General features: G+C 70.5%; 24 protein-coding genes and 1 tRNA gene. 6 read left to right on the top strand and 19 right to left on the bottom strand.

Annotated features, from left to right (window positions below; translation table 11 throughout):
- The first annotated feature begins 112 nt into the window (after positions 1–112).
- Positions 113–775 (top strand): YqaJ viral recombinase family protein, encoded by a 663-nt coding sequence (locus ACFRAL_RS12515; RefSeq protein ID WP_336394873.1) that lies wholly within the window; start codon positions 113–115, stop codon positions 773–775.
- A gap of 6 nt (positions 776–781) precedes the next feature.
- On the opposite strand, the gene ACFRAL_RS12520 is transcribed toward ACFRAL_RS12515, so the two are convergent.
- Positions 782–1285 (bottom strand): 2'-5' RNA ligase family protein, encoded by a 504-nt coding sequence (locus ACFRAL_RS12520; protein ID WP_336394872.1) that lies wholly within the window; start codon positions 1283–1285, stop codon positions 782–784.
- 147 nt (positions 1286–1432) lie between these two features.
- Here ACFRAL_RS12520 and ACFRAL_RS12525 point away from each other — a divergent pair, with 147 nt between their 5' ends.
- From ACFRAL_RS12525 to ACFRAL_RS12535, 3 genes are all read left to right on the top strand, one after another.
- Positions 1433–3175, top strand: coding sequence for an MDR family MFS transporter (locus ACFRAL_RS12525; RefSeq protein WP_378883352.1), 1743 nt, complete (start codon positions 1433–1435; stop codon positions 3173–3175).
- Between the two features lie 11 nt (positions 3176–3186).
- Positions 3187–3651, top strand: a complete 465-nt coding sequence (locus ACFRAL_RS12530) for a MarR family winged helix-turn-helix transcriptional regulator (protein WP_378883355.1) — start codon at positions 3187–3189, stop codon at positions 3649–3651.
- Positions 3652–3800: 149 nt separating this feature from the next.
- The gene (locus tag ACFRAL_RS12535; protein ID WP_336394869.1) at positions 3801–4826 is read left to right on the top strand and encodes an NADP-dependent oxidoreductase; all 1026 of its coding nucleotides are present in this window, start codon (positions 3801–3803) and stop codon (positions 4824–4826) included.
- A 9-nt stretch (positions 4827–4835) separates the two neighbouring features.
- Here ACFRAL_RS12535 and ACFRAL_RS12540 read toward each other — a convergent pair whose 3' ends face one another.
- Positions 4836–5729, bottom strand: coding sequence for a LysR family transcriptional regulator ArgP (locus ACFRAL_RS12540; RefSeq protein ID WP_378883359.1), 894 nt, complete (start codon positions 5727–5729; stop codon positions 4836–4838).
- Between the two features lie 71 nt (positions 5730–5800).
- On the opposite strand from ACFRAL_RS12540, the gene lysE reads away from it, so the two are divergent.
- A complete protein-coding gene (gene lysE / locus ACFRAL_RS12545) occupies positions 5801–6511 on the top strand; it encodes an L-lysine exporter (protein ID WP_378883362.1) in 711 nt (236 codons plus the stop codon).
- Positions 6512–6546: 35 nt separating this feature from the next.
- Here lysE and ACFRAL_RS12550 read toward each other — a convergent pair whose 3' ends face one another.
- Positions 6547–6900, bottom strand: coding sequence for an iron chaperone (locus tag ACFRAL_RS12550; protein ID WP_378883365.1), 354 nt, complete (start codon positions 6898–6900; stop codon positions 6547–6549).
- A 59-nt stretch (positions 6901–6959) separates the two neighbouring features.
- Here ACFRAL_RS12550 and ACFRAL_RS12555 point away from each other — a divergent pair, with 59 nt between their 5' ends.
- Positions 6960–7235 carry an acylphosphatase gene (locus ACFRAL_RS12555; RefSeq protein WP_336394866.1) on the top strand — a complete coding sequence of 92 codons (276 nt, stop codon included), beginning with the start codon at positions 6960–6962 and terminating at the stop codon, positions 7233–7235.
- Here the strand turns inward: ACFRAL_RS12555 and ACFRAL_RS12560 are convergent, their stop codons facing one another.
- From ACFRAL_RS12560 to gabT, 16 genes are all read right to left on the bottom strand, one after another.
- Positions 7236–8054 carry an amino acid ABC transporter ATP-binding protein gene (locus ACFRAL_RS12560; RefSeq protein WP_378883367.1) on the bottom strand — a complete coding sequence of 273 codons (819 nt, stop codon included), beginning with the start codon at positions 8052–8054 and terminating at the stop codon, positions 7236–7238. It lies immediately after the preceding gene.
- A complete protein-coding gene (locus tag ACFRAL_RS12565) occupies positions 8041–8709 on the bottom strand; it encodes an amino acid ABC transporter permease (RefSeq protein WP_378883369.1) in 669 nt (222 codons plus the stop codon). Before ACFRAL_RS12565 ends, ACFRAL_RS12560 begins: the two co-directional genes overlap by 14 nt.
- A gap of 66 nt (positions 8710–8775) precedes the next feature.
- Entirely contained in the window at positions 8776–9582 is an 807-nt protein-coding gene (locus tag ACFRAL_RS12570) for an amino acid ABC transporter substrate-binding protein (protein ID WP_336394863.1), read from the bottom strand.
- A 104-nt stretch (positions 9583–9686) separates the two neighbouring features.
- Complete coding sequence (locus ACFRAL_RS12575) at positions 9687–10754, bottom strand: NAD(P)H-dependent flavin oxidoreductase (RefSeq protein ID WP_378883371.1); 1068 nt, start codon at positions 10752–10754, stop codon at positions 9687–9689.
- Between the two features lie 197 nt (positions 10755–10951).
- On the bottom strand, positions 10952–11644 hold the full coding sequence (gene rplA / locus ACFRAL_RS12580) for a 50S ribosomal protein L1 (protein ID WP_336394861.1): 693 nt from the start codon (positions 11642–11644) through the stop codon (positions 10952–10954).
- Between the two features lie 14 nt (positions 11645–11658).
- A complete protein-coding gene (gene rplK / locus ACFRAL_RS12585; protein WP_192634886.1) occupies positions 11659–12090 on the bottom strand; it encodes a 50S ribosomal protein L11 in 432 nt (143 codons plus the stop codon).
- Positions 12091–12415: 325 nt separating this feature from the next.
- A complete protein-coding gene (locus ACFRAL_RS12590; protein WP_378883374.1) occupies positions 12416–13246 on the bottom strand; it encodes an endonuclease domain-containing protein in 831 nt (276 codons plus the stop codon).
- 429 nt (positions 13247–13675) lie between these two features.
- Positions 13676–14740: a transcription termination/antitermination protein NusG gene (gene nusG, locus ACFRAL_RS12595; protein ID WP_378883377.1), complete on the bottom strand. Its 1065-nt coding sequence runs from the start codon at positions 14738–14740 to the stop codon at positions 13676–13678.
- A 78-nt stretch (positions 14741–14818) separates the two neighbouring features.
- Positions 14819–15091, bottom strand: a complete 273-nt coding sequence (gene secE, locus ACFRAL_RS12600) for a preprotein translocase subunit SecE (RefSeq protein WP_336395064.1) — start codon at positions 15089–15091, stop codon at positions 14819–14821.
- A 111-nt stretch (positions 15092–15202) separates the two neighbouring features.
- Positions 15203–15275 (bottom strand) — tRNA-Trp (locus tag ACFRAL_RS12605).
- 186 nt (positions 15276–15461) lie between these two features.
- Positions 15462–15899: a pyridoxamine 5'-phosphate oxidase family protein gene (locus ACFRAL_RS12610; protein ID WP_378883380.1), complete on the bottom strand. Its 438-nt coding sequence runs from the start codon at positions 15897–15899 to the stop codon at positions 15462–15464.
- 86 nt (positions 15900–15985) lie between these two features.
- Entirely contained in the window at positions 15986–17350 is a 1365-nt protein-coding gene (locus tag ACFRAL_RS12615; protein WP_336394857.1) for an NAD-dependent succinate-semialdehyde dehydrogenase, read from the bottom strand.
- Between the two features lie 40 nt (positions 17351–17390).
- Positions 17391–18932, bottom strand: a complete 1542-nt coding sequence (locus ACFRAL_RS12620; RefSeq protein ID WP_378883383.1) for an APC family permease — start codon at positions 18930–18932, stop codon at positions 17391–17393.
- A gap of 20 nt (positions 18933–18952) precedes the next feature.
- The gene (locus ACFRAL_RS12625; protein ID WP_378883385.1) at positions 18953–19837 is read right to left on the bottom strand and encodes a universal stress protein; all 885 of its coding nucleotides are present in this window, start codon (positions 19835–19837) and stop codon (positions 18953–18955) included.
- Positions 19834–21195: an NAD(P)/FAD-dependent oxidoreductase gene (locus ACFRAL_RS12630; RefSeq protein WP_336394854.1), complete on the bottom strand. Its 1362-nt coding sequence runs from the start codon at positions 21193–21195 to the stop codon at positions 19834–19836. The genes ACFRAL_RS12625 and ACFRAL_RS12630 overlap by 4 nt, the downstream gene beginning before the upstream one ends.
- 70 nt (positions 21196–21265) lie before the next feature.
- Complete coding sequence (gene gabT / locus ACFRAL_RS12635) at positions 21266–22627, bottom strand: 4-aminobutyrate--2-oxoglutarate transaminase (RefSeq protein ID WP_378883389.1); 1362 nt, start codon at positions 22625–22627, stop codon at positions 21266–21268.
- Positions 22628–22679 lie beyond the last annotated feature (52 nt).

Consider the following 22679-nt stretch of genomic DNA (forward strand, 5'->3'; position numbering starts at 1 on the left):
GGGAGGGAGGGAGGGAGGGAGGGAGGGAGGGAGGGAGGGAGGGAGGGATGAGGGGCTACGCCGGGGGGTGTCGCGGGCGGCGGATGTCGCGGCGGCGGCGTACGGTTGATCCGTGACACCCGAGCTCGCCGCCCGCATCGTCGCGGATTCCCGCGACCGGGTCGCGTGGGTCCGTGCGCGGTCGCGCGGCATCACCGCGACCGATGTCGCGGCGCTGACCTCCGACAGGGCGATCTCGCGCGCAGCCGACGCGAAGCTGATGGGCTCAGGGTTCTCCGGCAACGCCTACACCGCGCACGGCCGCGCGCGCGAGCCCGAGATCGCGGGGTGGGTCGCCGCTACGCACGGCATCCAGCCGTCATCGGCGCTCTTCCACGCCGTCGTCGAGAAGCGCCATCTGGCCACACCCGACGGCATCGCGGTCGACGGCGCGGGCCGCGTCATGCTGGCCGAGATCAAGACGACCAACAAGGCGTGGCGCAGCATCCCCCGCTCCTACCTCCGCCAGGTGTGGTGGCAGCAGCACGTGCTCGGGGCCGAGCGCACGCTCGTCGCGTGGGAGCAGCACGACGGCTTCGTGCCGGTCGGCGACGAGCCGCGCTGCGCGTGGGTCGACCGCGACGAGGCCGAGATCGCGAAGCTGGTGCGCCTCGCCACCGCGCTCATCGACGAGCTCTATCTGCGCACGACGCGCGCGCGACGCACGGATGATCGGATGCCGCAGCCCCCGGCTCCGCCCCGCGAGCCGTTCCGCGCCCTCGCCCTCGCCGACTGAGTCCGCTCAGCGCAGGGTCGTGACCTGCTTGGCCGAGGCATCCCACACCCGCAGTCCCACCGCGTGCCCTCGAGCATGCCCGAGCTGCACCGCGCGCAGCGCGAGCGCCAGGCGTTCGGGATCGAGTCCGCGGGCGAGCGTCATGTGCGGCGACCAGCGGTCGGGCGCCGTGTTGGCGTAGTGCGGCTCGGGCGGGCCGATCCGCCACGCCACCTCCGCGTGGAACGCGAGCAGCGCTGCGACGGGCACGACCTGCCGGGTGAGGACCAGCCGCGGGCTGCGGCCGAAGAGCAGCACGCCGCCGAGCTCGAGCGGCAGCGGCAGGAGGTCGGCGATCCCCTCCAGCTCGCGCGGGTCGATGTGCTCCCGCACGGCGAGGGTGACGTGGGGGCGGTTGCTCGGCGCGGGGTTGCGCCCCGAACTCGGCAGCCCGGCGTCGATCAGGTGCGTCCAGTCCTCCCTCACAGCGCGGTCCACGGCGTCGTCGGGGACCAGCTCCACACTGAACACCTCTCCATCTTCCGCCGATCCGCGCCTCCCGGATGGTTGACACACCTCAACGATCAATCTATAGTTGATCCAAATCAACTGTTGACTTCGGTCAACCAGCTTCCGGCGCCGCCGCCGCTCCCGTCCATCGCCTCGGAAAGACCATCCATGACTGAACCCACCCCCGCGACCGGATCGGTCGCCGCTGTCGACGACAGGCGCCGGCACCGCACGGTGCTGCAGGCGCTCACCGGCCTCCTGCTGGGCATGTTCGTGTCGATGCTCGCATCGACCGTCGTGTCGACCTCGCTGCCGGTCATCGTCCACGACCTGGGCGGCGACCAGGCGGCCTTCACCTGGGTCGTCACGGCGACCCTCCTGACGACGGCGATCTCGACTCCCATCTGGGGCAAGCTCGCCGACCTCTTCGACCGCAAGCTGCTGATCCAGCTCGCGATCGTGCTCTTCGTGCTGGCCACCGCGGCCGCGGGCTTCTCGCAGGACCCCGGCACGCTCATCGCGTTCCGCGCCGTGCAGGGCCTCGGCGCCGGCGGCCTCGCCGCGCTGAGCCAGGTCATCATGGCCGACATCATCAGCCCGCGCGAGCGGGGCCGCTACATGGGCCTGTTCGGCGCCGTCATGGCCGTGGCGACCGTCGGCGGGCCCCTCCTCGGCGGCTTCATCACCGACACCATCAACTGGCGCTGGAACTTCTTCATCGCGCTGCCCTTCGCCGTCGCGGCGCTCATCATCATGCAGCGCACGCTGCACCTTCCCGCCCGCCCGAAGCAGAAGGCGCGCATCGACTACGTCGGCATCGTGCTGCTGTCCACCGCCGTGTCGCTGCTGCTCATCTGGGTCACCGGCGCCGGAGACGACTACGAGTGGTGGAGCGTCGAGACGGCCCTCATGGTCGGGGGCGCGCTCCTTGCGGCCGTGCTCTTCGTGATCGTCGAGCTGCGGGCGAAGGAGCCCCTCATCCCGCTCACGCTCTTCCGCGACCGGACCTTCACGCTCGCCGTCGTGGCGTCGATCTCCATCGGCATCGCGATGTTCGGCACCTCGGTCTTCCTCAGCCAGTACATGCAGCTCGCGCGCGGGGCGACCCCGACGGAGGCGGGGCTCATGACCCTCCCGATGATCGGTGGCCTCCTGCTCGCGTCGATCGTGATCGGCGGCCTCGTGACCCGGCACGGCCACTGGAAGCCCTACCTCATCGCGGGCGGCGTGCTCCTCATCGCCGGCTCATATCTGCTGTCGACCATCCACTACGACACGAACTTCGCGCTCGTCTCGCTCTACATGTTCCTGCTCGGCGCGGGCGTCGGCATGACGATGCAGAACCTCGTGCTCATCGTGCAGAACACCGCGAAGCCGAGCGAGATCGGGGTGGCGAGCTCGGGGGTCACCTTCTTCCGCAGCCTCGGCGGCACCGTCGGCGTCTCGGTGATGGGCGCCGCGCTGGCGGCGTCGGCGACGGACCTCTTCGCCGACCGCACGGACGACATCGCCGCAGCCATCATGACGCTCGGCGAGAAGGGCGCCGCCATCGCGGAGCAGCTCCAGTCCGGCACGATCCCGCAGGTCTCTACGCTGCCCGAGGGCGTCCGCGTGATCGTCGAGGACATCTACGCGCAGGCCATCGCGCACTCGTTCCTCATCGCCGTGCCGCTGGCCGTCATCAGCCTCATCGCGATCCTCTTCCTGCCGAACGTGCCCCTGACCCGGATGACGACGAGCGAGCGCGTGCAGGCCAGCGAGGCCGACCTCGCGACGGTCTCGACGGCCGAGGGCATGGCGGCGCTGACGGCGACCGCTCCGCGGACGGGGAACACGGATGCCTCCGCCGCCGCCGCCGCACAGCCCGAACCGTCCGGCGACGCGTCGGACGAGGCATCCGTCCGCCGCTAATGTCGATCACGATGACCTCCCCCGACACCCGAGCGGCGCGCACCGAGGCGGTGCGCGCCCTCGAGGCGGAGTTCGGCGAGCTGGTCACGCGCTTCCGGCGGGTGATCAGCGAGAACGCCAACAGGGTGAGCCCCGGCATGCTGCCGGGCGCCTACAAGGTGTTCACCACCATCGTCCGCCGGGAGCGGATCACCCTGTCGGCCCTCGCCGAAGTCCTGATGGCCGACAAGGGCCAGATCAGCCGCACGGTGCGCGAGCTGGAAGCACTCGGCCTCATCGAGCGCACGCCCGATCCGGACGACGGGCGCTCCCACCTGCTGTCGCCGACCGCGTTCGGGCTGGAACGCCTCGCCGAGGCGCGCGCACCGCAGGAGAACACGCTGGTCGACGCGCTCGCGGAGTGGCCGCTGGAGGACATCCGCAACCTCACGCGGCTGCTGCACGCCCTCACCGCGGGCGAGACGCCTCACGCCTGACGCCTGACCGCTGACGGCCCACGCCCCACAGGCGCTCTGCGGCTGGGCTTAGCACCGGCGTAACACGGTCGAGACGTGGGCAGGGTTGACTGGTGCCACGGGGATGGAATCCGGTGCCGACGGCGGCACGCCCGCGGAAGGAGTGCACGATGAGGATCCGGCCGCTGCGATCATCGCCCGACGTCCCGCTCACCGAGGTGGCCGACCCGCCCGAGACGATGCGGGCCATGGTCGTCGACGCGCCGGGGACGCCGGACGCGCTGCGCGCGGCATCCGTCCCCGTCCCCTCCCCCGTGCTCAGCGAGGTGCTCGTGCGGGTGGTGGCCGCGGGCGTGAACCCGATCGACGCCAAGACGCGGTCGGGCGCGGGGGTGTCCGCCTCCATCGGCGGGTATCCCGCCATCCCCGGGTTCGACTTCAGCGGGATCGTGGTGAAGAGCCCGTACGAGTCCCACCCGTTCCCGCCGGGAACCGAGGTGTTCGGCATGGCGGCGTTCCCGCGCACCGGCGGGACGTACGCGGACTACGTCGTCGCGCCGACGCTGTCGGTCGCCCGCAAGCCCGCCACGCTGTCGCACGTCGAGGCGGCGGGCGTGCCGTTGGCGGCCCTGACGGCCTGGGGGCTCGTGGTCGAGACCGCTCACGCGCACGAAGGTCAGCGCATGCTGATCCACGCCGGCAGCGGCGGCGTCGGTCACTTCGCGGTGCAGTTCGCCGCGTACTTCGGCGCGCACGTGACCGTGACGGCCTCCGCGCGCAACTCCTCGTGGCTGCGCGAGCTCGGCGCAGCGGTCGTCATCGACTACACGACCACGCGCTTCGAGGAGGTGGTCCCCGAGGTGGATGTCGTGATCGACCTCGTCGGAAACGTCTCCGCCGACACCGGCTCCCGCTCCCTCGAGGTGCTGCGCACGGGCGGGCTGTATGTTCTGGTGCCCACCGGCTCGTGGCCGGGGTACGCGGCGGCCGCAGCCGGGGCCGGCGTGCGCGCGACGTCGTACAAGGTCATCCCCGACGGCGGAGCGCTGGCGACGATCGCCCGCCTGCTGGACTCGGGCGCGGTCCAGGTCTACGTCGAGCAGGTCTTCGAGCTCGAGGAGGCGCCCGGCGCGCACCGCGCGATCGAGGCCGGTCACACGCGCGGCAAGGTGGTGCTCCGCGTCAGCGACGGCTGACCTGCAGTGTCACCGCACGGGCGCGAGCACGCGCCTGCCTTCGGCGACGACCTCGTCGGCGATGGCGTCCAGGAGCGGCGAGCGGAGGTTCCACTGCTGCCAGTGCAGCACCACGTCCACCGGGCGGCCGCCGAGCAGGACGAGCTCGCCGCGCTCGATCGCGTCGTGCGACTGGAACCGCGGCAGCATCGCCCAGCCCAGTCCGAGCCGCACGGCGGTCGCGAAGTCGTTCGAGGCCGGGACGTAGTGGCGCGGCGGCCGCGCCGGATCGACGCCCTGGTCCGAGAGCCACTCGTTCTGGAGGTCGTCGCGGCGGTCGAAGTCGACCACGGGTGCGGCGGTGAGGGCGGCGAGCGGCTCCCCGGCGAGCCAGCGCGCCGCGAAGCGCGGCGTGGCGACGGCCTCGTACCGCATGGCGCCGAGCACCGACGAGCGGCATCCGGGCACCGGCGCCGCCCGTGAGGTGACGGCGCCCATCACGGTTCCCGACTCCAGCAGCCCGGCCGTGAAGTCCTGGTCGTCGCGATGCAGGTCGAAGACGACCGGATGCCGTTGCGCGAGCCGGGCGAGCGGCTCGAGGAACCACGTCGCCAGGGAGTCGGCGTTGACGGCCAGCGGCACGCTCGCCAGCGCGGCGTCAGCGGGGTCCGCACCGAGCTCGGCGAGCGCGTCGTGCTCGAGCAGCGCCGTCTGGCGCGCCAGCCGGATGACCGACGCTCCGGCCTCGGTCGCGCGGGCGGGCTTCGAGCGCACCAGCAGGAGACGCCCCAGCTGCTCCTCCAGCGCCTTGATGCGCTGACTGACGGCGGACGGGGTGATGTGCAGTCGCCGGGCGGCGGAGTCGAGCGTGCCCTCGTCGACGACGACGGCCAGGGTCTCTGCCAGCTCGAACGGAATGCGCATCTTCAGTGGGGCTAATGGTACTGAAGAACCATGAGCTGGACTACGGATCAGCCGGCTCCTAGCGTCGAAGGGTGCTCAGTCCCCTCATCGCCGGCCTCGGCCTCGGCTTCTCCCTCATCATCGCCATCGGCGCGCAGAACCTCTTCGTGCTGCGGCAGGGACTCCGCCGGGAGCACGTCCTGGTCGTGGCGACGATCTGCGCCGTGTCCGACGCCGCGCTCATCGCGCTCGGGGTGTCGGGCATCGGACTCGTCCTGCAGGCCGTGCCGTGGCTGGTCGACGTCGTCAGGTGGGCAGGGGCCGCGTTCCTCGTCGTCTACGGCCTCCTCGCAGCGCGGCGCGCCTGGCGGCCGACCGGCGACGTCCTGGGCGGCCCAGACGACCCGGATGCCGCGCACGACGTCGTCGGCGGCGGCGCCATCGAGCTGCGATCGGGGCCCGAGGCACCGGCATCCGTCGCCACCCGCGTCCGCCCCGCCTCCGCCGCAACGGCGCGGGTGCTGCCTGTCGTCTTCACGTGCCTGGCACTGACGTGGCTCAACCCGCACGTGTACCTCGACACCGTGTTCCTCCTCGGCACGGTCGCCAACACGCACGGCGATCAGCGCTGGCTCTTCGCCGCCGGCGCGATGGCGGCGAGCTTCCTCTGGTTCTTCGGCCTCGCGTTCGGCGCGCGCCTGCTCGGCCGCTGGCTGTCGACGCCCCGCGCCTGGCGCATCCTCGACGCCGTGATCGCGGTCGTCATGATCGCGCTCGGCGTCTCACTGGTGCTCCCGCACTGACGAGCCCGACCCCACCGGGCTGCGCCGCAGCCGGCTCAGCGCTCGATCTGCTCCCGACGAGCGACGACCAGAGCCCGCACCACGTCGTCCGGGAGCGGGTGCTCCGGCTGGTACCGGATCGTCCCCTTGTCCAGTCCGACACCGGGATGCCCCTCGAGCGCGCCCGACACGGCTGCGACAGCCTCCGGGCTGAAGGGATAGACGCCGATGTGCTTCTTCGCCCTCATCACGGAGACGAGCGGCTTGCCGCGGTAGACCAGCGCCGGCATCCCGTAGCCGGTCCCCTGTTCGGCGTCGGGCGCCTCCTCGCGGGCGATCTCATAGATGCGCTCGACAGAGGGCCGATCGGCGGGATCGAGCCCTGCGAGCAATTCGTCCACGGTTCCCATGGAGGCATCCTGGCATCCGGCGCTCGCACGCGTCACCACCGGCAGGGCACGATGGGCTCATGAGACGGGTGCACGTGACGGTCCGCGGCGAGGTGCAGGGCGTCGGCTACCGGTACACCATGCGCATGGTCGCCCGGGAGGCGGGGGTCGCCGGGTGGGTGCGCAACCGGCGCGACGGGGCGGTCGAGGCCGAGGTCGAGGGCACTCCCGGCCAGGTCGACGAGGTGCTCGCCTGGATGGCAGAGGGGCCGCCCGGGTCGCTCGTGGAGTCGGCGACGGTGACGGATGCCACGCCCACCGGCGAACGCGGCTTCGAGGTGCGCCCGACCGGCTGACTACTCGTCGTAGGGCCGGAGGATCCGGTCGATGAACCGCCTCGTGCGCTCATGCTTCGGAGCGGTGAACAGCTGCTGCGGCGCCCCGCGCTCGACGATGACGCCCTGGTCGAAGAAGACCACCTCGTCGGCGACCTGGCGCGCGAAGGCCAGCTCATGCGTGACGATGAGCATCGTCCAGCCCTCGTCGGCCAGCTCCTTCAGGACGGTGAGCACCTCGCCGACGAGCTCGGAGTCCAGGGCGCTCGTCGGCTCGTCGAAGAGCAGCAGCGTCGGCTGAAGGGCGAGCGCCCGCACGATGCCGACCCGCTGCTGCTGGCCGCCGGAGAGCTCGAACGGGTACGCATCGCGCTTCTCGCTCAGGCCCACGCGCTCGAGCAGCGCCTCCGCGCGCGCGATCGCCTCCCCTTTCGGCACGCCGTGCGCGTACACCGGCCCTTCGATGACGTTCTGCAGCACGGTGCGGTGCGGGAAGAGGTTGTGGTGCTGGAACACCATCGCCGACCGGTCGCGCAGCGCGATGCGGTCCGCCTTCGACACCGGGGCGGCGAAGTCCACCGCGGGTCCGCCGGTGAACGCGACGGTGCCCGCCTCAGGGATCTCGAGGCCGTTGAGCGAGCGCAGCACGGTCGTCTTGCCCGAGCCGCTCGGACCGATGAGCACCACGACTTCGCCACGGCGCACCTCGAGGTCCACGCCGTCGAGCACGCGGTTGTCGCCGAAGCTCTTCGTGAGCCCCGACACCGTCAGGAGCGGGCGGTCGTCGGCGGGCGCCGGAGGGGCCAGCGCGTCGTCGTGGGAGTGGTCAGTGGGCGACATAGCGGTCGAGCCTCCGTTCGATCGCGCTCTGGCCGGTGGAGAGCACCAGGCAGATCAGCCAGTAGATGAGGGCGGCCTCCAGGTAGATCGGGAGCACCTCGAACGAGAACGCGGCGATCTGCTGCGCCTGACGGAACATCTCGGTCACCAGGATCGTGGACGCGAGGGACGTGTCCTTCACCAGCGAGATGAAGGTGTTCGACAGCGGCGGCACGGACACCCTCGCCGCCTGGGGCAGCACGATCCTGGTGAGGGTGCGGGTCTGCGAGTACCCGACGGTGTGGGCGGCCTCCCACTGTCCCTTGGGCACCGAGAGGATCGCCGCGCGGACGATCTCGGCCGCGTAGCCGCCGACGTTGAGCGAGAAGGCGATGATCGCCGCCGGCCAGGGATCGATGACGATGCCGACCGACGGCATCCCGTAGAAGATCACGAACAGCTGCACCAGCAGCGGCGTGCCGCGGATCACCGAGACGTAGAACCGTCCGACGTTCGACAGCACGGGATTGCGCGACAGTCGCAGCAGCGCGATCGCCACGGCGATCACCATGCCGATCGCGAACGAGGCGATCGCAAGCGGGATCGTGCCGGTGATCGCCGCCAGCAGCAGCGGCCAGAACGAGTCGACGAGCAGAGTCCAGATGGTCTCGTCCATGGGCGCTCCTCCTTCGCACAGAGCCGCCGCCCGCCCAGGGCAGGGCGAGCGGCGGCTCGGGATGCACTACTCGGTGACGTCGGCTCCGAAGTACTTCTCGCTGATCTCGGCGAGGACGCCCTCCTCGCGGAGCTCGGCGAGGGCGCCGTCGATGGCCTCCGCGAGCGCTTCCTTGTCCTGGGTGAGCGCGAACGCGCTGAGGCCCGGCTCGTCGGTCTCCGCGGCGATCTTCAGACCCGTCGGGCCCTCGCTCTTCTCGTAGTCGAGGAACGTCAGGTTGTCGTTGATGGTGGCGTCGACGCGGCCCTGCTGGAGCAGCGCCACGGCCTGCGCCCATCCCTCCACGGCCTCGATGGTGGCACCGCTCTCCTGGGCGAGCTCGTACCAGTTGCTCGTGAGGGACTGCGCGGTGGTCTTGCCCTCGAGGTCGTCGAAGCTCGTGATCGAGTCGTCGTCCTCGGGCACGACGATGACGCCGGGCGATACCGTGTAGGGCTCGCTGAAGAGGTACTTCTCCTGGCGCTCCGGGTTGATCGAGACCTGGTTGGCGATGACGTCGAAGCGGCCGGCGTCCAGCCCCGCGAAGATCGCGTCCCACTGGGTCTCCTGGAAGGAGACCTCGAGCCCGAGCTTGTCTGCGACGGCCTCGGCGATCTCGACGTCGAAGCCGACGAGGTCGCCCGACTCGTCGTGGTAGCTGAAGGGGCGGTAGGTGCCCTCGGTCGCGACGGTCAGCGTGCCCGCGGACACGAGACCGAGGTCGTCCGCCTCCGCGGACGCTGCGGGGTCGGCGGATCCGCCGCTGCTGCAGGCGGTGAGCGCGAGGGCGGCGGCGGTGGCGACGACGAGGGCGGTGATACTGCGGCGTGACATGTAGCTGTTCCTGGTGGGGTGAGTGCGAAGGACGCGCGAAGGGGTGGACGCCCGTCCTGGGGCCTTCCAGTACAACACGGGTCGCGCCGAGGCTCTTCCCCGCGTTACGCCGCGTTGCCTCCCGCCGCCTGCGGGACGCCCGCCCTCAGCTCGGCGAACACGTCCGTCGCATCGTCGAGGACCGCCAGGCCCGCGGCCTGCCCGGCCCACAGCGAGACCAGCTCGCCCTCGCCGCGCCGCGCGGCCTCCGTCCGGAACTGCCCCGTGAGCCAGTTCTGCGCGGGGAACGGCGCGATGACGCCGGCGGTCTCGAGAGCGCGCATCGCGCGGTTCGGGATGCCACGCGCCAGCCGTCCGCTCATGGCCCGGGTGAGCACGGTGCCGGTGTCGGCGGCACCGGCGATCGCCTGCCGGTGGGCGGCGGTCGCGGCGGACTGCCGCGTGCGGAGGAACGCCGACCCGACCTGCACGCCCGAGGCGCCCAGCGCGAACGCCGCGGCGACGCCACGCCGGTCGGCGATGCCGCCTGCCGCGATGACGGGCACCCGCACCGCGTCCACCACCTGCGGCACCAGCGCGAAGGTGCCGATGAGCGACTGCTCGGCCGGGCGCAGGAAGGAGACGCGGTGGCCGCCCGCCTCCGCGCCGGTGGCGACGACCGCGTCGACGCCGGCTGCGTCCAGCGCCACGGCCTCGGCCACCGTCGTGGCCGTGCCGATGAGCCGGATGCCACGGCTGTGCGCCGCGGCGACGAGCCGGTCGGAGGGCACGCCGAAGACCACGCTGAGCACCGCGGGCGCGGCATCCAGCACCGCCGTCACCTGGGCGTCGACGTCGGGCATGAACTCGAACGGCGGCGCCGGACGGGCCAGACCCAGCTCGTCGAAGAGCGGCGCAGCCGCCTCGATCGCGGGGCGGAGGTCGACGTCGCCGGGGGCCACCTCGTCGCCGGTGGGAAGCCACAGGTTGACGGCGAACGGTCGCGTGGTCGCAGACCGCAGCGCCGCGATCGTGTCGCTGATGCGGTCCGCCGAGTACCCGTAGAGCCCGTACGACCCGAGCCCCCCGGCGTCACTGACCGCCGCCGTGAGCTCCACCGACGACAGCCCGCCGAACGGGCCCAGCACGATGGGCGCGTCGATGCCGAACAGGTCCTGAAGGGGCGTGGGCATGACTCCGACGCTACTCCGAACGCTCGGCGCCGCGCACAGAATCGGAGGCCCCGCCCGACACGCCGGGTCGCGGCATCCGTCCCCCGGCGGGGATCATCCGACGTTGCGCCCGCCCGCTCACGCCGCTCGGAGACGCCGAAGGCCCCACCCGAGCGGGTGGGGCCTTCGGACGGACCGTCGCTGCGACGGTCGAAGCGTCAGGCGAGCGCGTTGACGTCCAGCGGGATGCCGGGGCCGAACGTGGTCGACACAGCGCCCTTCTGGATGTAGCGGCCCTTCGAGCTGGACGGCTTCAGGCGCACGATCTCCTCGAGCGCGGCCTTGAGGTTCTCGTCGAGCTGCTCGGCCGAGAACGAGGCCTTGCCGACGACGAAGTGCACGTTGGCGTGCTTGTCGACGCGGAACTCGATCTTGCCGCCCTTGATCTCCTCGACGGCCTTGGCCGGGTTGGGGGTCACGGTGCCGGTCTTGGGGTTGGGCATGAGGCCGCGCGGACCCAGCACCTTGCCGAGGCGACCGACCTGGCCCATGAGCTCGGGCGTGGCGACGGCCGCGTCGAACGCGGTCCAGCCGCCGGCGACCTTCTCGATGAGCTCGGCGCCGCCGACCTCGTCGGCACCCGCGGCGATCGCGGCCTCAGCGGCCGGACCGGTCGCGAACACGATGACGCGGGCGGTCTTGCCGGTGCCGTGCGGGAGGATGACGGTGCCGCGCACCATCTGGTCCGCCTTGCGGGGGTCGACCGAGAGCTTGAGCGCGACCTCGACGGTCGAGTCGAACTTCGCCGAACCGGTCTCCTTCGCCAGGGCGACGGCCTCGGTGGGAGTGTAGAACTTGTCCGCCTCGATCTTGGCGGCAGCGGCCTGGAAGGCCTTGGACTTGGTAGCCATGGTTACTGTTCCCCTCAGTCCTCGACCGTGATGCCCATGGAGCGGGCGGTGCCGGCGATGATCTTCGAGGCGGCCTCGATGTCATTCGCGTTCAGGTCGGCCTGCTTGGTCTCGGCGATCTGACGCACCTGGTCCTTGGTGAGCTTGCCCACCTTGGTCGTGTGCGGCGTCGGCGAGCCCTTCTGCAGTCCGGCGGCCTTCTTGATGAGCTCGGCGGCCGGCGGGGTCTTCAGGATGAACGTGAAGCTGCGGTCCTCGTAGACGGTGATCTCCACGGGGATGACGTTTCCGCGCTGCGACTCGGTCGCGGCGTTGTACGCCTTGCAGAACTCCATGATGTTGACGCCATGCTGACCGAGCGCGGGGCCGATCGGCGGCGCCGGGTTGGCTGCACCGGCGTTGATCTGAAGCTTGATCAGGCCGGTCACCTTCTTCTTCGGTGCCATTCTTCTTCCTCTGTTTCGTGCGCCCGTGCGGGCACGCTTCCACGGATCAGGCGGACCCTGAATGTGGTGGGGATGGTCGCGCAGACACGCGCAACCGCTCTAGTCTACCGGATGCCGCGAGCCGCAGCATCCGCTAGCGCCCCTTGGCCATCTGCGCGTGCCCCTTGGCCATCCGCGCGTGTACCGAATGACGGAGATGTGCCAGATGACGGATGCCGCGGGGGCGAGGCATCCGTCATCGTGCACATCTCTGTGGTCATGCGCATGACTGGTGAGCGTCATGCCGCGCGGTGAAGGCCCTGGGGCCTGCGCGCGACGGTGAGCGTCATGCCGCGCGGTGAAGGCCCTGGGCGATGGCCCGCACGATCACGTCGTGCACCTCGGGCCACCGCGTGACCACCTGGACGTAGTCGATGCGGATCACGTGGAAACCCATCAGGGTCAGCCGCGCGTCGTGCGCGATATCGCTGCGCCGTTGCGCGCCGACGTGGTGGCCGCCGTCGATCTGGAGCACGAGCCTGTCTCCGATGAGGAAGTCGACCGGGTGACCGGCGAGCCAGACCTGCTGGCGGATCGGCAGCCGGAGGAAGCGCAGCCGCACCGGAATGAGCGTCTCCAGCCCCGAGTCGGAGTGCGACGAGCATTCGGCCAGGACATCTCGCGCAGACGAGGGCAGGGGCATCCTCTCAAAGGACCAACGCTCCACCAGCTCGAGCCGAAGCGCCGCCTCCCAGATCGTGAGCGCCTCCTCGCGCGGCAGGCACGCCGCGGCGATCACCAGCACGTTCTCGATCGGGTCGACCAGAGCGTCTGGATGCCTTGGCACGAGCGGCCGCGCCCAATGCACGTGGGTGTCCCGTTTGACCTCGCCGACGTGCCGGTGAGGAGGAGCAGCCACGTGCACGGGACGCTCCTCGAGAACCCACAGCCCGAGCCTTCGCGCCTGGGTGTGGGACGTGAGCACCACCCCGGCGCGTGCGGCCGCGACGAGGAGCGGATCGGCGCCGGGCATGGCGACCCAGCCGTTGCGCGGACGGGTCAGCGCTCGCGACGACACGGCATTCTCGATCGTGCGGCGCGAATGCCCCCGCGCCCGCAGCGAAGCGACGCGCGCAACCCCGCCCGCCGCGCGCACCTCGCCCAGAAGGTGATCCATGGCCTTCAGGGTGCGACATCCCGGGGGCCGCGCCGACAGTCACGCCCGCGACGGTGGAGAGCCGGGACCCTACCAGCCCTGGGGAGGAGGCGCCGAGTCTTGGAGCCGGAGCCCTCCCCGGCCTGGGGAGGAGGCGCCGAGTCTCGGAGGCGGAGCCCTCCTCGGCCTGGGCAGGAGGCGCCGAGTCTCGGAGCCGGGACCCTCCCCGGCCCTGGGGAGGAGGTGCCGAGTCCTGGCGACGTGGAGGGTCTCCTGCAGACGCGGAGCAGGACGCCGGAGATCTGCAGAATCACGGATGCCGCAAGCCCAGCGGATCCGGCATCCTGCGCTTCTCCGCACTCGCGCGCCGAAGCGTTCGGCACCGCCGACTGCCGCGCACGACGAAGCGCCCCGCCGATTCGGCGGGGCGCTTCGGAGAATCTCGATGAGTCAGAGCTTGGTGACCTGGTCGAACGACAGCTCGACCGGGGTCTCGCGCTCGAAGAGCGAGACGAGGACCGTGAGCTTGCCGCTCTCGGGCTTGATCTCGCTGATCGTGCCGGGCAGGCCCGCGAACGAGCCCTCCTTGATCGTGATGGTCTCGCCCACCTCGAAGTCGACCTCGGCGGGGATGACGCGGGCAGCGGCGGCAGCGCCCTTCTTGGCGGCACCGCCCTTGGCGCCGGCGACCTCCTTGACCTCGACGAGGCTCTTCAGCATGTTGAAGGCCTCCTCGAAGCGCAGCGGGGTCGGGTTGTGGGCGTTGCCCACGAAGCCGGTGACGCCGGGAGTGTGGCGGACGACCGACCAGGTGTCCTCGTTGAGCTCCATGCGCACGAGCACGTAGCCGGGGATCCGGACGCGCGTGACCATCTTGCGCTGCCCGTTCTTGATCTCGACGACGTCCTCCATCGGGACCTCGATCTGGTAGATGTCCTCCTCGACCTCGAGCGTCGACTTGCGCTGCTCGATGTTGGCCTTCACCTTGCGCTCGAAGCCGGCGTAGGAGTGGATGACGTACCACTTGCCCGGGAGGGTGCGCAGCTCGGCGCGGAACGCCTCGTACGGGTCCTCGTCCTCGTCGGACTCGTCGTCGGAATCCGTCTCGACGGCGTCGGCCGCCTCGTCGAGCTCCGGCTCGTCCTCGTCGCCGTTCACATCGGGGCCGTCGTAGGGGCTGACCTCGTCGGCGGCCTCGGCCTCCCGCTCGGCGACCTCCTCCGCGATGGAGTCGTTGATCACCTCGGCGGCAGCCTCGGTCTCGGCCGTCTCGTCCAGGTTGAGAGCGTCGTTCACGATGGCATCCGCCTCCGGGTCGTCGATGTCGATGTCGTCCAGGTCGGCGTCGTCCTCGTCGGCGTCGGCGTCGTCGACGATGTGGATGGCGAGGTGCTCTGCGGGCTCCACCGAGCGCTCCTCGGCGGCCAGGACGTTGCCCTCCTGCGCTTCGTCGTCCTCGGACGACTGCTCGGCGGCCGTCGCCCAATCGGCGTCGTCGACATATCTTTCAGTCACGTGAATTCTCTTCCGTTCCGTCCGCTTCCGGACCTGCGGCCGCCCGTGCCGTGCACCGGCGAGCCGGGGCGCTCAGGATCAGGCGCCGGGCACTCCGAAGACGTAGGCCGTGATCCACACGAACAGCACGTCCAGGCCGTAGACGATCGCCATCATCACGACGACGAACCCCAGCACCACCGCCGTGTACTTCAGCAGCTCCTGGCGCGTCGGGGTGACGACCTTGCGGAGCTCGGCGAAGACCTGACGGATGAACAGGGCGATGCGAGCGAAGACGTTCGGCTTCTTCTCGCGAGGCGCCGCCGTTCCCTCAGTGGGGACGACTTCGCCCTTCGGCTCGTCCTGAACCATCGATGCCACCTGATTACCTTCCGTGAGCCGACGCGGGTCGGCCGCACATTACATGTCAACGCAGGGTGTTGTGTTCGACCGGAGCCATGTCACCGGTGTTGCGCTGATGCGCAGGGCGGACAGGAATCGAACCTGCAACCTGCGGTTTTGGAGACCGCTGCTCTGCCAATTGAGCTACCGCCCTAGAGACCCGGAGGTCTCGTGAAGCCCGCACTCTTCCCCTCTCACCGCGGCTTGAGGATGCGTGCCCGACCGGCGGGCACACCGAAAGAATGCAGAATTCAACTGCACCATCAAGTGTACGGCATGCCCGCGGAGCCCGCGAACCGGGGCCCCTCCGCAGGTGTGTCCCGGACATGGCGCGACAGCGTCAGTACTGCTGCACGCCGTAGCGGTCGGGCTCGGGACCGCGCTGGAACGCGCGGCCCGAGATCGACGTCGCCTCGACGCGGACGTACGTGTACTTGAGGGTGGGGATCCAGGGCCGAAGACCCAGGCCGTCGGCGCGCTCCACGTCCGCGGAGCGGTCCAGCGGATGCGCGTGACCCCGCACGATGACGCTCCACGCCTCGGCGTCGGTGTGGTCGTCCACCTCGAACAGCACCTCGTCGTTCACGGTGAGCTCGAAGAGCTTGCTGCCCTGCGCGGTGCGGAACAGCACACCCTGACCGTCGACGACGTAGTTCACCGGGAAGATGTCCAGCACGTCGCCCACTCGAGTGACGAGCCGGCCGAGCTCCTGGGTGCGCAGGCGCTCCCAGCACTGCTCGTCGGCGAGTGCGACGACGGGGTCGGTTGTCTCTGCCATGCCCTTATCCTCGCGTTTCCGAGGTCGCGGCGACACCCCCGGATGGCGGTCCCGCCGTCCGGGGGTGGCGCGGGGAGGTCGCGGCGTCAGGGGGCGACGCGGATGAGCTTCTTGTTGACGAACTCGTCCGCGGCCAGCAGCCCCATCTCACGGCCGGTGCCGGAGCGCTTCACACCGCCGAAGGGCAGCTCGGGCGAGTCGGCGAGCACGATGTTGACGTAGACCATGCCGGCGTCGATCCTGTCCGCGATGCGCTGAGCCTGCTCGGGATCGGTCGTGTAGACGTACGACCCGAGGCCGAAGCTGGTGTCGTTGGCCACCTTGACCGCCTCGTCCTCGTCCGCGACCTTGTACACGACCCCCGCCGGCCCGAACAGCTCCTCGCGGTACACGTCCATCTCGGGCGTGACGTCGGTGAGCACCGTCGGCTCGTAGAACGCGCCGTCACGTGTGCCGCCGGCCACGAGCCGCGCCCCCTGCGCCACCGCCCGGTCGACCTGCTCCTGAAGGCGCTCGGCGGCCGCCAGCGACGACAGCGGACCGAGGACGGTGTCGTCGGCGAACGGGTCGCCCATCTTCGACGCAGTCATCGCCTCGGTGAACTTCTCGAGGAAGGCGTCGTAGAGGCCCTCCTGCACGATGAAGCGCTTCGGGGCGTTGCACGACTGGCCGTTGTTGTCCATGCGCGCCTCGACGGCGGCGGCGACCGTCGCGTCCAGGTCGTCGGTGGACAGCACGATGAACGGGTCGGATCCGCCGAGCTCGAGCGCGACCTTCTTCAGGTTCTGTCCGGCCAGCGCCGCCACGGCGGACCCCGCCCGCTCCGAGCCGGTCACCGAGACGCCCTGCACCCGCCGGTCGGCGATGATGGCGGCCGCCTGGTCGTTGGTGGCGTACACGTTCGTGTAGACGCCCTCGCCGAGCCCGGCATCCGCGTACATCCGCTCGATGGCCGCGGCCGACTCGGGGCACTGCGGTGCGTGCTTGAGGAGGATCGTGTTCCCCACCACCACGTTGGGCGCTGCGAAGCGGGCGACCTGATAGTAGGGGAAGTTCCACGGCATGATGCCCAGGAGCGCCCCGAGCGGGCTGCGGCGGATGACCGCGGTGCCCTCGCCGAGGATGTCGATCGGCTGGTCGGCCGTGATCGTCTCGGCGTTGTCGGCGTAGTACTCCGTGATGTCGGCGGCGAAGTCCACCTCGCCCAGCGCGGCCGACAGCGGCTTGCCCATCTCGCGCACGATGATCGCCGCCAGCTCGTCCCGGCGCTCGCGGTGGAGCTCGGCGACCTTGCGGATGCGCGCCGCGCGCTCGGCGACGGGCACGTCGCGCCACGTGCGGTACGCGGCATCCGCCTTCGCGATCGCTGCCTCCAGGGCCTCGTCGGTGATGGTGGGATAGGTGGCCAGGGTCTCTCCTGTGGCCGGGTTGACGACGGCGTAGTCGGTCATGCTTCCTCTCCGATCGGATGGATTGGGGACAGTCTGCCCGTCAGCGGCGGGCGCGTCGAAGGCTTTCGGGCGCGTCGATACCGAGTGTCTCACCGCGGAAGAACGCAGGACGCTTGATCGCCTGCCAGATCATGATCACGATGCCGAGGCCGATGATCAGCACGCCGAGCACGAAGACGCTGCCGAGGCCGAACCACTCGGTGCCGCTGCCGTACGCCGGATCGAGGCTCTCGACGAGGGTGATCACGAACAGCGCGACGAGGATGACGCCGCCCACCAGAGGGAACAGCAGGGTGAAGAAGAAGGTGCGCGCCGAGTCGAACCACTGCCGGCGGAAGTACCAGACGCACGCGAACGCGGTGATGCCGTAGTAGAAGCAGATCATCATGCCGAGCGTCGTGATCGTGTCCCACAGCACGTTCTCGTTGATGAACCGCATCACGGCGTAGAACACCGACGCGACGACGGCGGAGACGATGGTGGCGTAGCCGGGCGTGAAGAAGCGCGGCGAGACCTTCGCGAACGCCGGCGGCAGCGCCCCGTAGTGCCCCATGGCGAGAAGCGTTCGCGCGGGGCCTACGAACGTCGACTGCAGCGACGACGCCGAGCTCGTGAGCACGGCCAGCGACACCAGGAACGCCAGCGGCCCCAGGATCGGGCCCGACAGGTAGAAGAAGACGTTCGCCTGGATGTCGGGGTTCCCGAGCCCGAGGCCCTCCTCTCCCGTGCCCGCGAACGCCAGCAGCGCCACCGAGATCAGCAGGTACAGCGTGACGATGGTGACCACGGTGACGGTGGCCGCGCGGCCCGGGGTCTTCTCGGGGTTGCGGGTCTCCTCGTTCATGGTGAGGGTGACGTCCCATCCCCAGAAGATGAAGATCGACAGCGACAGGCCCGCGACGATCGCGAGCGGCGGCGTCACGACGAGCGGGTTGAACCAGGATGCCTCGACGGGACTCGCGTCGAAGGCGGTGCCGTTCGCGACGTGCACGAACGCCGCGATCGAGAAGACCACCAGCACCAGCACCTGGAAGCTCACGAGCACATACTGCAGCTTCTGCGTGGTCTGCATGTCGCGGTACGAGATGTACGTCGCGCCGAGCATGAACAGCAGACAGACCGCGACGTTGATGAACGGGTTGAAGGCGAGGTCGGCGATGGTCCCCGGACTGCCCGCGAGCTGGTCGATGAGGAGGAAGAGGAACTCCACGGCGATGCCGGCGAGATTCGACAGCACGAGGATCGTGGCTGCGACGAGCCCCCAGCCCGCCATCCAGCCCACCCACGGCCCGAAGGCGCGCGCCGCCCACGTGAACGACGTACCCGAGTCGGGCATCGAGCGGTTGAGCTCGCGGTAGCCGAATGCGACGAGCAGCATCGGGATGAAGCCGAGCAGGATGATCGCCGGCACCTGGAACCCGACCTCCGACACGGTGGGGCCGAGCGCCGCGGTGAGGGTGTAGGCGGGCGCGATGCACGAGATGCCGATGACGACGGCGCCGATGAGACCGACCGTTCCGGCGCTCAGCCCCTTCTTCGACAGTCCGCCCGTGAGCGGCGCGGATGCCTCGGCGAGAGGCATCCGCGATTCCTGGCCAGCGCTCATCGCTGTGCTCCGTTCTTGCTCTCATGGCGGGTGCGGGGCACGACCACCATCGGTACGGTCAGCTCGTGCAGCATCTTCGCCGCGGTCGAGCCGAGGAACAGCCGACGAGGCTGCGCGAGACGGCTGGAGCCCACGACCGCGAGCTCGCGGGGGTCCCACGAGAGGTCGGCGACGGCGTCCTCGATGCTGTCGCCGAGCGCCACCACGGAGTCGGCGTGGATCCCCTCGGGTAGCGCGGCCCGCACGTGGACGTAGACCTCGTCGGCGTGCTGCGCGGCCGACTCGTTGCCCGCGAGGCCCGCCGGGAGGTCGAGCGCCACCAGCGACACCAGACGCAGCTCGGCGCCGGTCGCCTTGGCCAGCGCGATGCTCTCGTCCAGCAGCACGTCGGCGCCTGGGCGCAGCCCGATGGCGGCGGTGATGCGGCTGACGCCGCCGGCGGGGTCTATGAGGCGCGTCCCCTCGGGGGCGAGTGCGACCGGGACGTCGGCGGAGTGCAGGAGCTCACTGGCGACGGTGCCCAGGCGGTGCCGACCCCGCAGCCCGCCGTTGGCCGCGCCGACGACGATGAGCGAGGCGCCGGACTCGTGGGCGCACTCGAGCAGCCCCTCGGCGAAGGACTCCGCACGCCGGACGTGCGACTCGTGCGCGACCCCGTCGATGACGCGGTTCGAGGCGTCGGCCAGCCAGCCCTCGGCCTGCTCCTGGATGTAGCGGTCGTACGAGGCGTTGGGGGGCGTGATGACGCTCCGCTCCTCACTAGGGAGCACGACGACGAGGTCCAGGACCGCGCCCGTCGCCTTGGCCAGGCGCATGCCGAGCGAGAGCGCGTCGGCGCCGGCATCCGTCGCGGTGTAGCCGACGACGATCCGCGCGCTCATCGGCGGGCCGCCTCGACGATGCTGCCGGCGACGAGGCGACCCATGCGGATCGCGCCGTCGACGTGCTGGTAGCCGGCGCCGGCCATGTCGCTGCACGCGAAGTGGATGGGCCCGACCGGCGTGCGCAGGTCTGCGCCGTAACGGGCGAGGCCGCCGAGGTCGAAGCTGGCGGCGTAGGCGCCGCGGGTCCACTCCTCGGCGCCCCAGTCGCTCTCGAAGTACACGAGCGGCGTCTTCGCCTCGGGGCCGTAGTAGTGCGACAGCGACTCGAGGATGCGCTCCCTGCGCTCCTCGGCCGGCACGCGGAAGAGGTCGTCGGCGTTGCGGTCCGACACGAAGCCGACGAGGGTGCCGCGCTCGTCGCCGTGGTTGGTGTTGTCGTAGGCCTCGTGCGAGATCTCGTACGGGCTGAACGCGGTGCCCGACAGGCCCTGGTCGCGCCAGAAGGGACGGTCGTAGACGGCGTGGACCTTGATCACGAAGCCCATCGAGATGTGCTGGTGCATCTGCTGCTTCAGGCGCGGCAGGGCCGGCTGGAACTCGATCCACGGATAGAGGATCGGGGCGTGCGCGAGCACCACGAAGCGGGCGCGCACCTGGAGCCCCTGGTCGGTGACGACGCGCACGCTCTCGTCGGACCAGTGCACCTCGTTGACGGGCTGGCCGAGCAGGACGTCGTCGCCCAGCCGCTCCGCCAGCAGCAGCGGAACCTGCTGCAGGCCGCCCACGACGCGCTCGTCGAGGATGAAGTCGGCGTCCACGAGGTGCGAGAAGCTGCCGGCGCTGGCGGCCATGAGCAGGGCCTGCAGGGTCGAGAACGCATAGGCGGGCTTGGTCAGCATCGCGCCGGCGATGAAGAGCGCGATGTTGTCGCGCGCCTCGGCGTCGTCGGTCTGGGCTTCGAGCCACGCCTCGAACGAGACGCGGTCCAGTTCCTCGGCGTCGGGGTGCTCCCACGGCTTGTCGGGATCGATCTCGGCGACCATGCCGTCGAGCAGCTCGATGAGACGGACGATCTCCTTCTCGGTCTCGGGCGCTACCGGGAAGATCTCGCCGGTGAAGCGCTTGAGCTCGCCGTCCCGGCCGATGTAGACCGAGTCCCCCTCGCGGTAGCGGCTGTAGGTCTCCAGCCCCAGCTCGGCGAGGGTCTCCTTCAGCGCGTCCTGATCGGGCGAGACCCACTGACCGCCGATCTCGAGCATGGCCCCGTCGACGACGTCGGTCCACAGGCGCCCGCCCACGCGGTCGCGCGCCTCGAGCACGACGACCGAGAGGCCTGCCTTCTTCAGCTCGTTGGCGGCGGTCAGGCCGGCGGCTCCGGCGCCGACGATGACGACATCGCGGCTCAACTCGGTCATTCGGACTCCTTCGTCGAGTTCTCTTCGTCAGGTCTGCGCGCCGTGGAGCGCAGGACACGGATGCCGCGGATCACGCAGCCGCGAGTGCGGCGGCGACGACGTCCAGGCCCTCGTGGAGCAGGTCGTCGGTGATCGACAGCGGCGGCAGGAAGCGGATGACGTTCCCGTACGTGCCGCAGGTGAGCACGATGACGCCCTGTGCGATGCAGGCCTTCGCGACCGCGGCGGTGAGCGCGGCATCCGGCTCTCCGGTCGCGGGATCCACGAACTCGGCGGCGATCATCGCGCCGTGCCCGCGCACGTCTCCCACGCGCGGGTCGGCGGCCTGCAGCCCGCGCAGCCGTTCGGTGAGGACGGCCTCGATCTCGCGGGCGCGCTCGAGCATCCCGTCGTTCTCGAAGACGTCGATGGCGGCCAGGGCCGCGGCGCACGCGATCGGGTTCCCGCCGTAGGTTCCGCCGAGGCCGCCGGCGTGCGACGCGTCCATGATCTCGGCCCGGCCGGTGACCGCAGCCAGCGGCAGGCCGCCCGCGATGCCCTTGGCGGTGGTGATGAGGTCGGGGACGATGCCGAACACCTCGCTGGCGAACATGCGGCCGGTGCGGGCGAAGCCGGTCTGGATCTCGTCGGCGATGAAGACGACGCCGTTGGCGCGGCACCAGTCGACGATGGCGGGGAGGAACCCGTCCGCCGGAACGATGAAGCCGCCCTCGCCCTGGATGGGCTCGATGATCACCGCGGCGAGGTTGTCGGCGCCGACCTGCTTCTCGATGAGCGAGATGGCCTTCTTCGCCGCCTCGGCACCGCTCAGTCCGTCGCGGTACGGGTACGACAGCGGTGCGCGGTAGATCTCCGAGGCGAAGGGACCGAAGCCGTGCTTGTACGGCATCGACTTCGCCGTCAGCGCCATCGTGAGGTTGGTGCGGCCGTGATAGCCGTGGTCGAACGCCACGACAGCGGGCTTGCCGGTGTACTTGCGGGCGATCTTGACCGCGTTCTCCACCGCCTCGGCGCCCGAGTTGAACAGCGCGCTCTTCTTGGCGTGGTCGCCGGGGGTGATCCGGTTGAGCGCCTCGGCGACCGACACATACGAGTCGTACGGCGCGATCATGAAGCACGTGTGGGTGAACTGCGCGACCTGCTCCTGAACGGCCTTCACGACCTTCGGATGCGCGTTGCCGATGGTGGTGACGGCGATGCCCGAGCCCAGGTCGATGAGCGAGTTGCCGTCGGCGTCGACGATGACGCCGCCGCCGGCAGCCACGGCATGCACCGGTGCGGTGTGGCCGACACCGGCTGCCACGGCGCCCGCCTTGCGGTCGAGCAGCTCCTGCGACCGGGGACCCGGGATGCTCGTGACGAGGCGTCGCCGCTGAGGCAGGGTGGGACCGCCGAGGGGCGTTTCGGTGAGGGTGTCGGCTGCGCTGCTCATGGAGGGGAGCGTATGTCGGCCGTTTCCGACGCCGCACCTTCCCGGCCGTACA

Source organism: Microbacterium sp. NPDC056736 (genome assembly GCF_042790415.1).
Classification (GTDB): domain Bacteria; phylum Actinomycetota; class Actinomycetes; order Actinomycetales; family Microbacteriaceae; genus Microbacterium.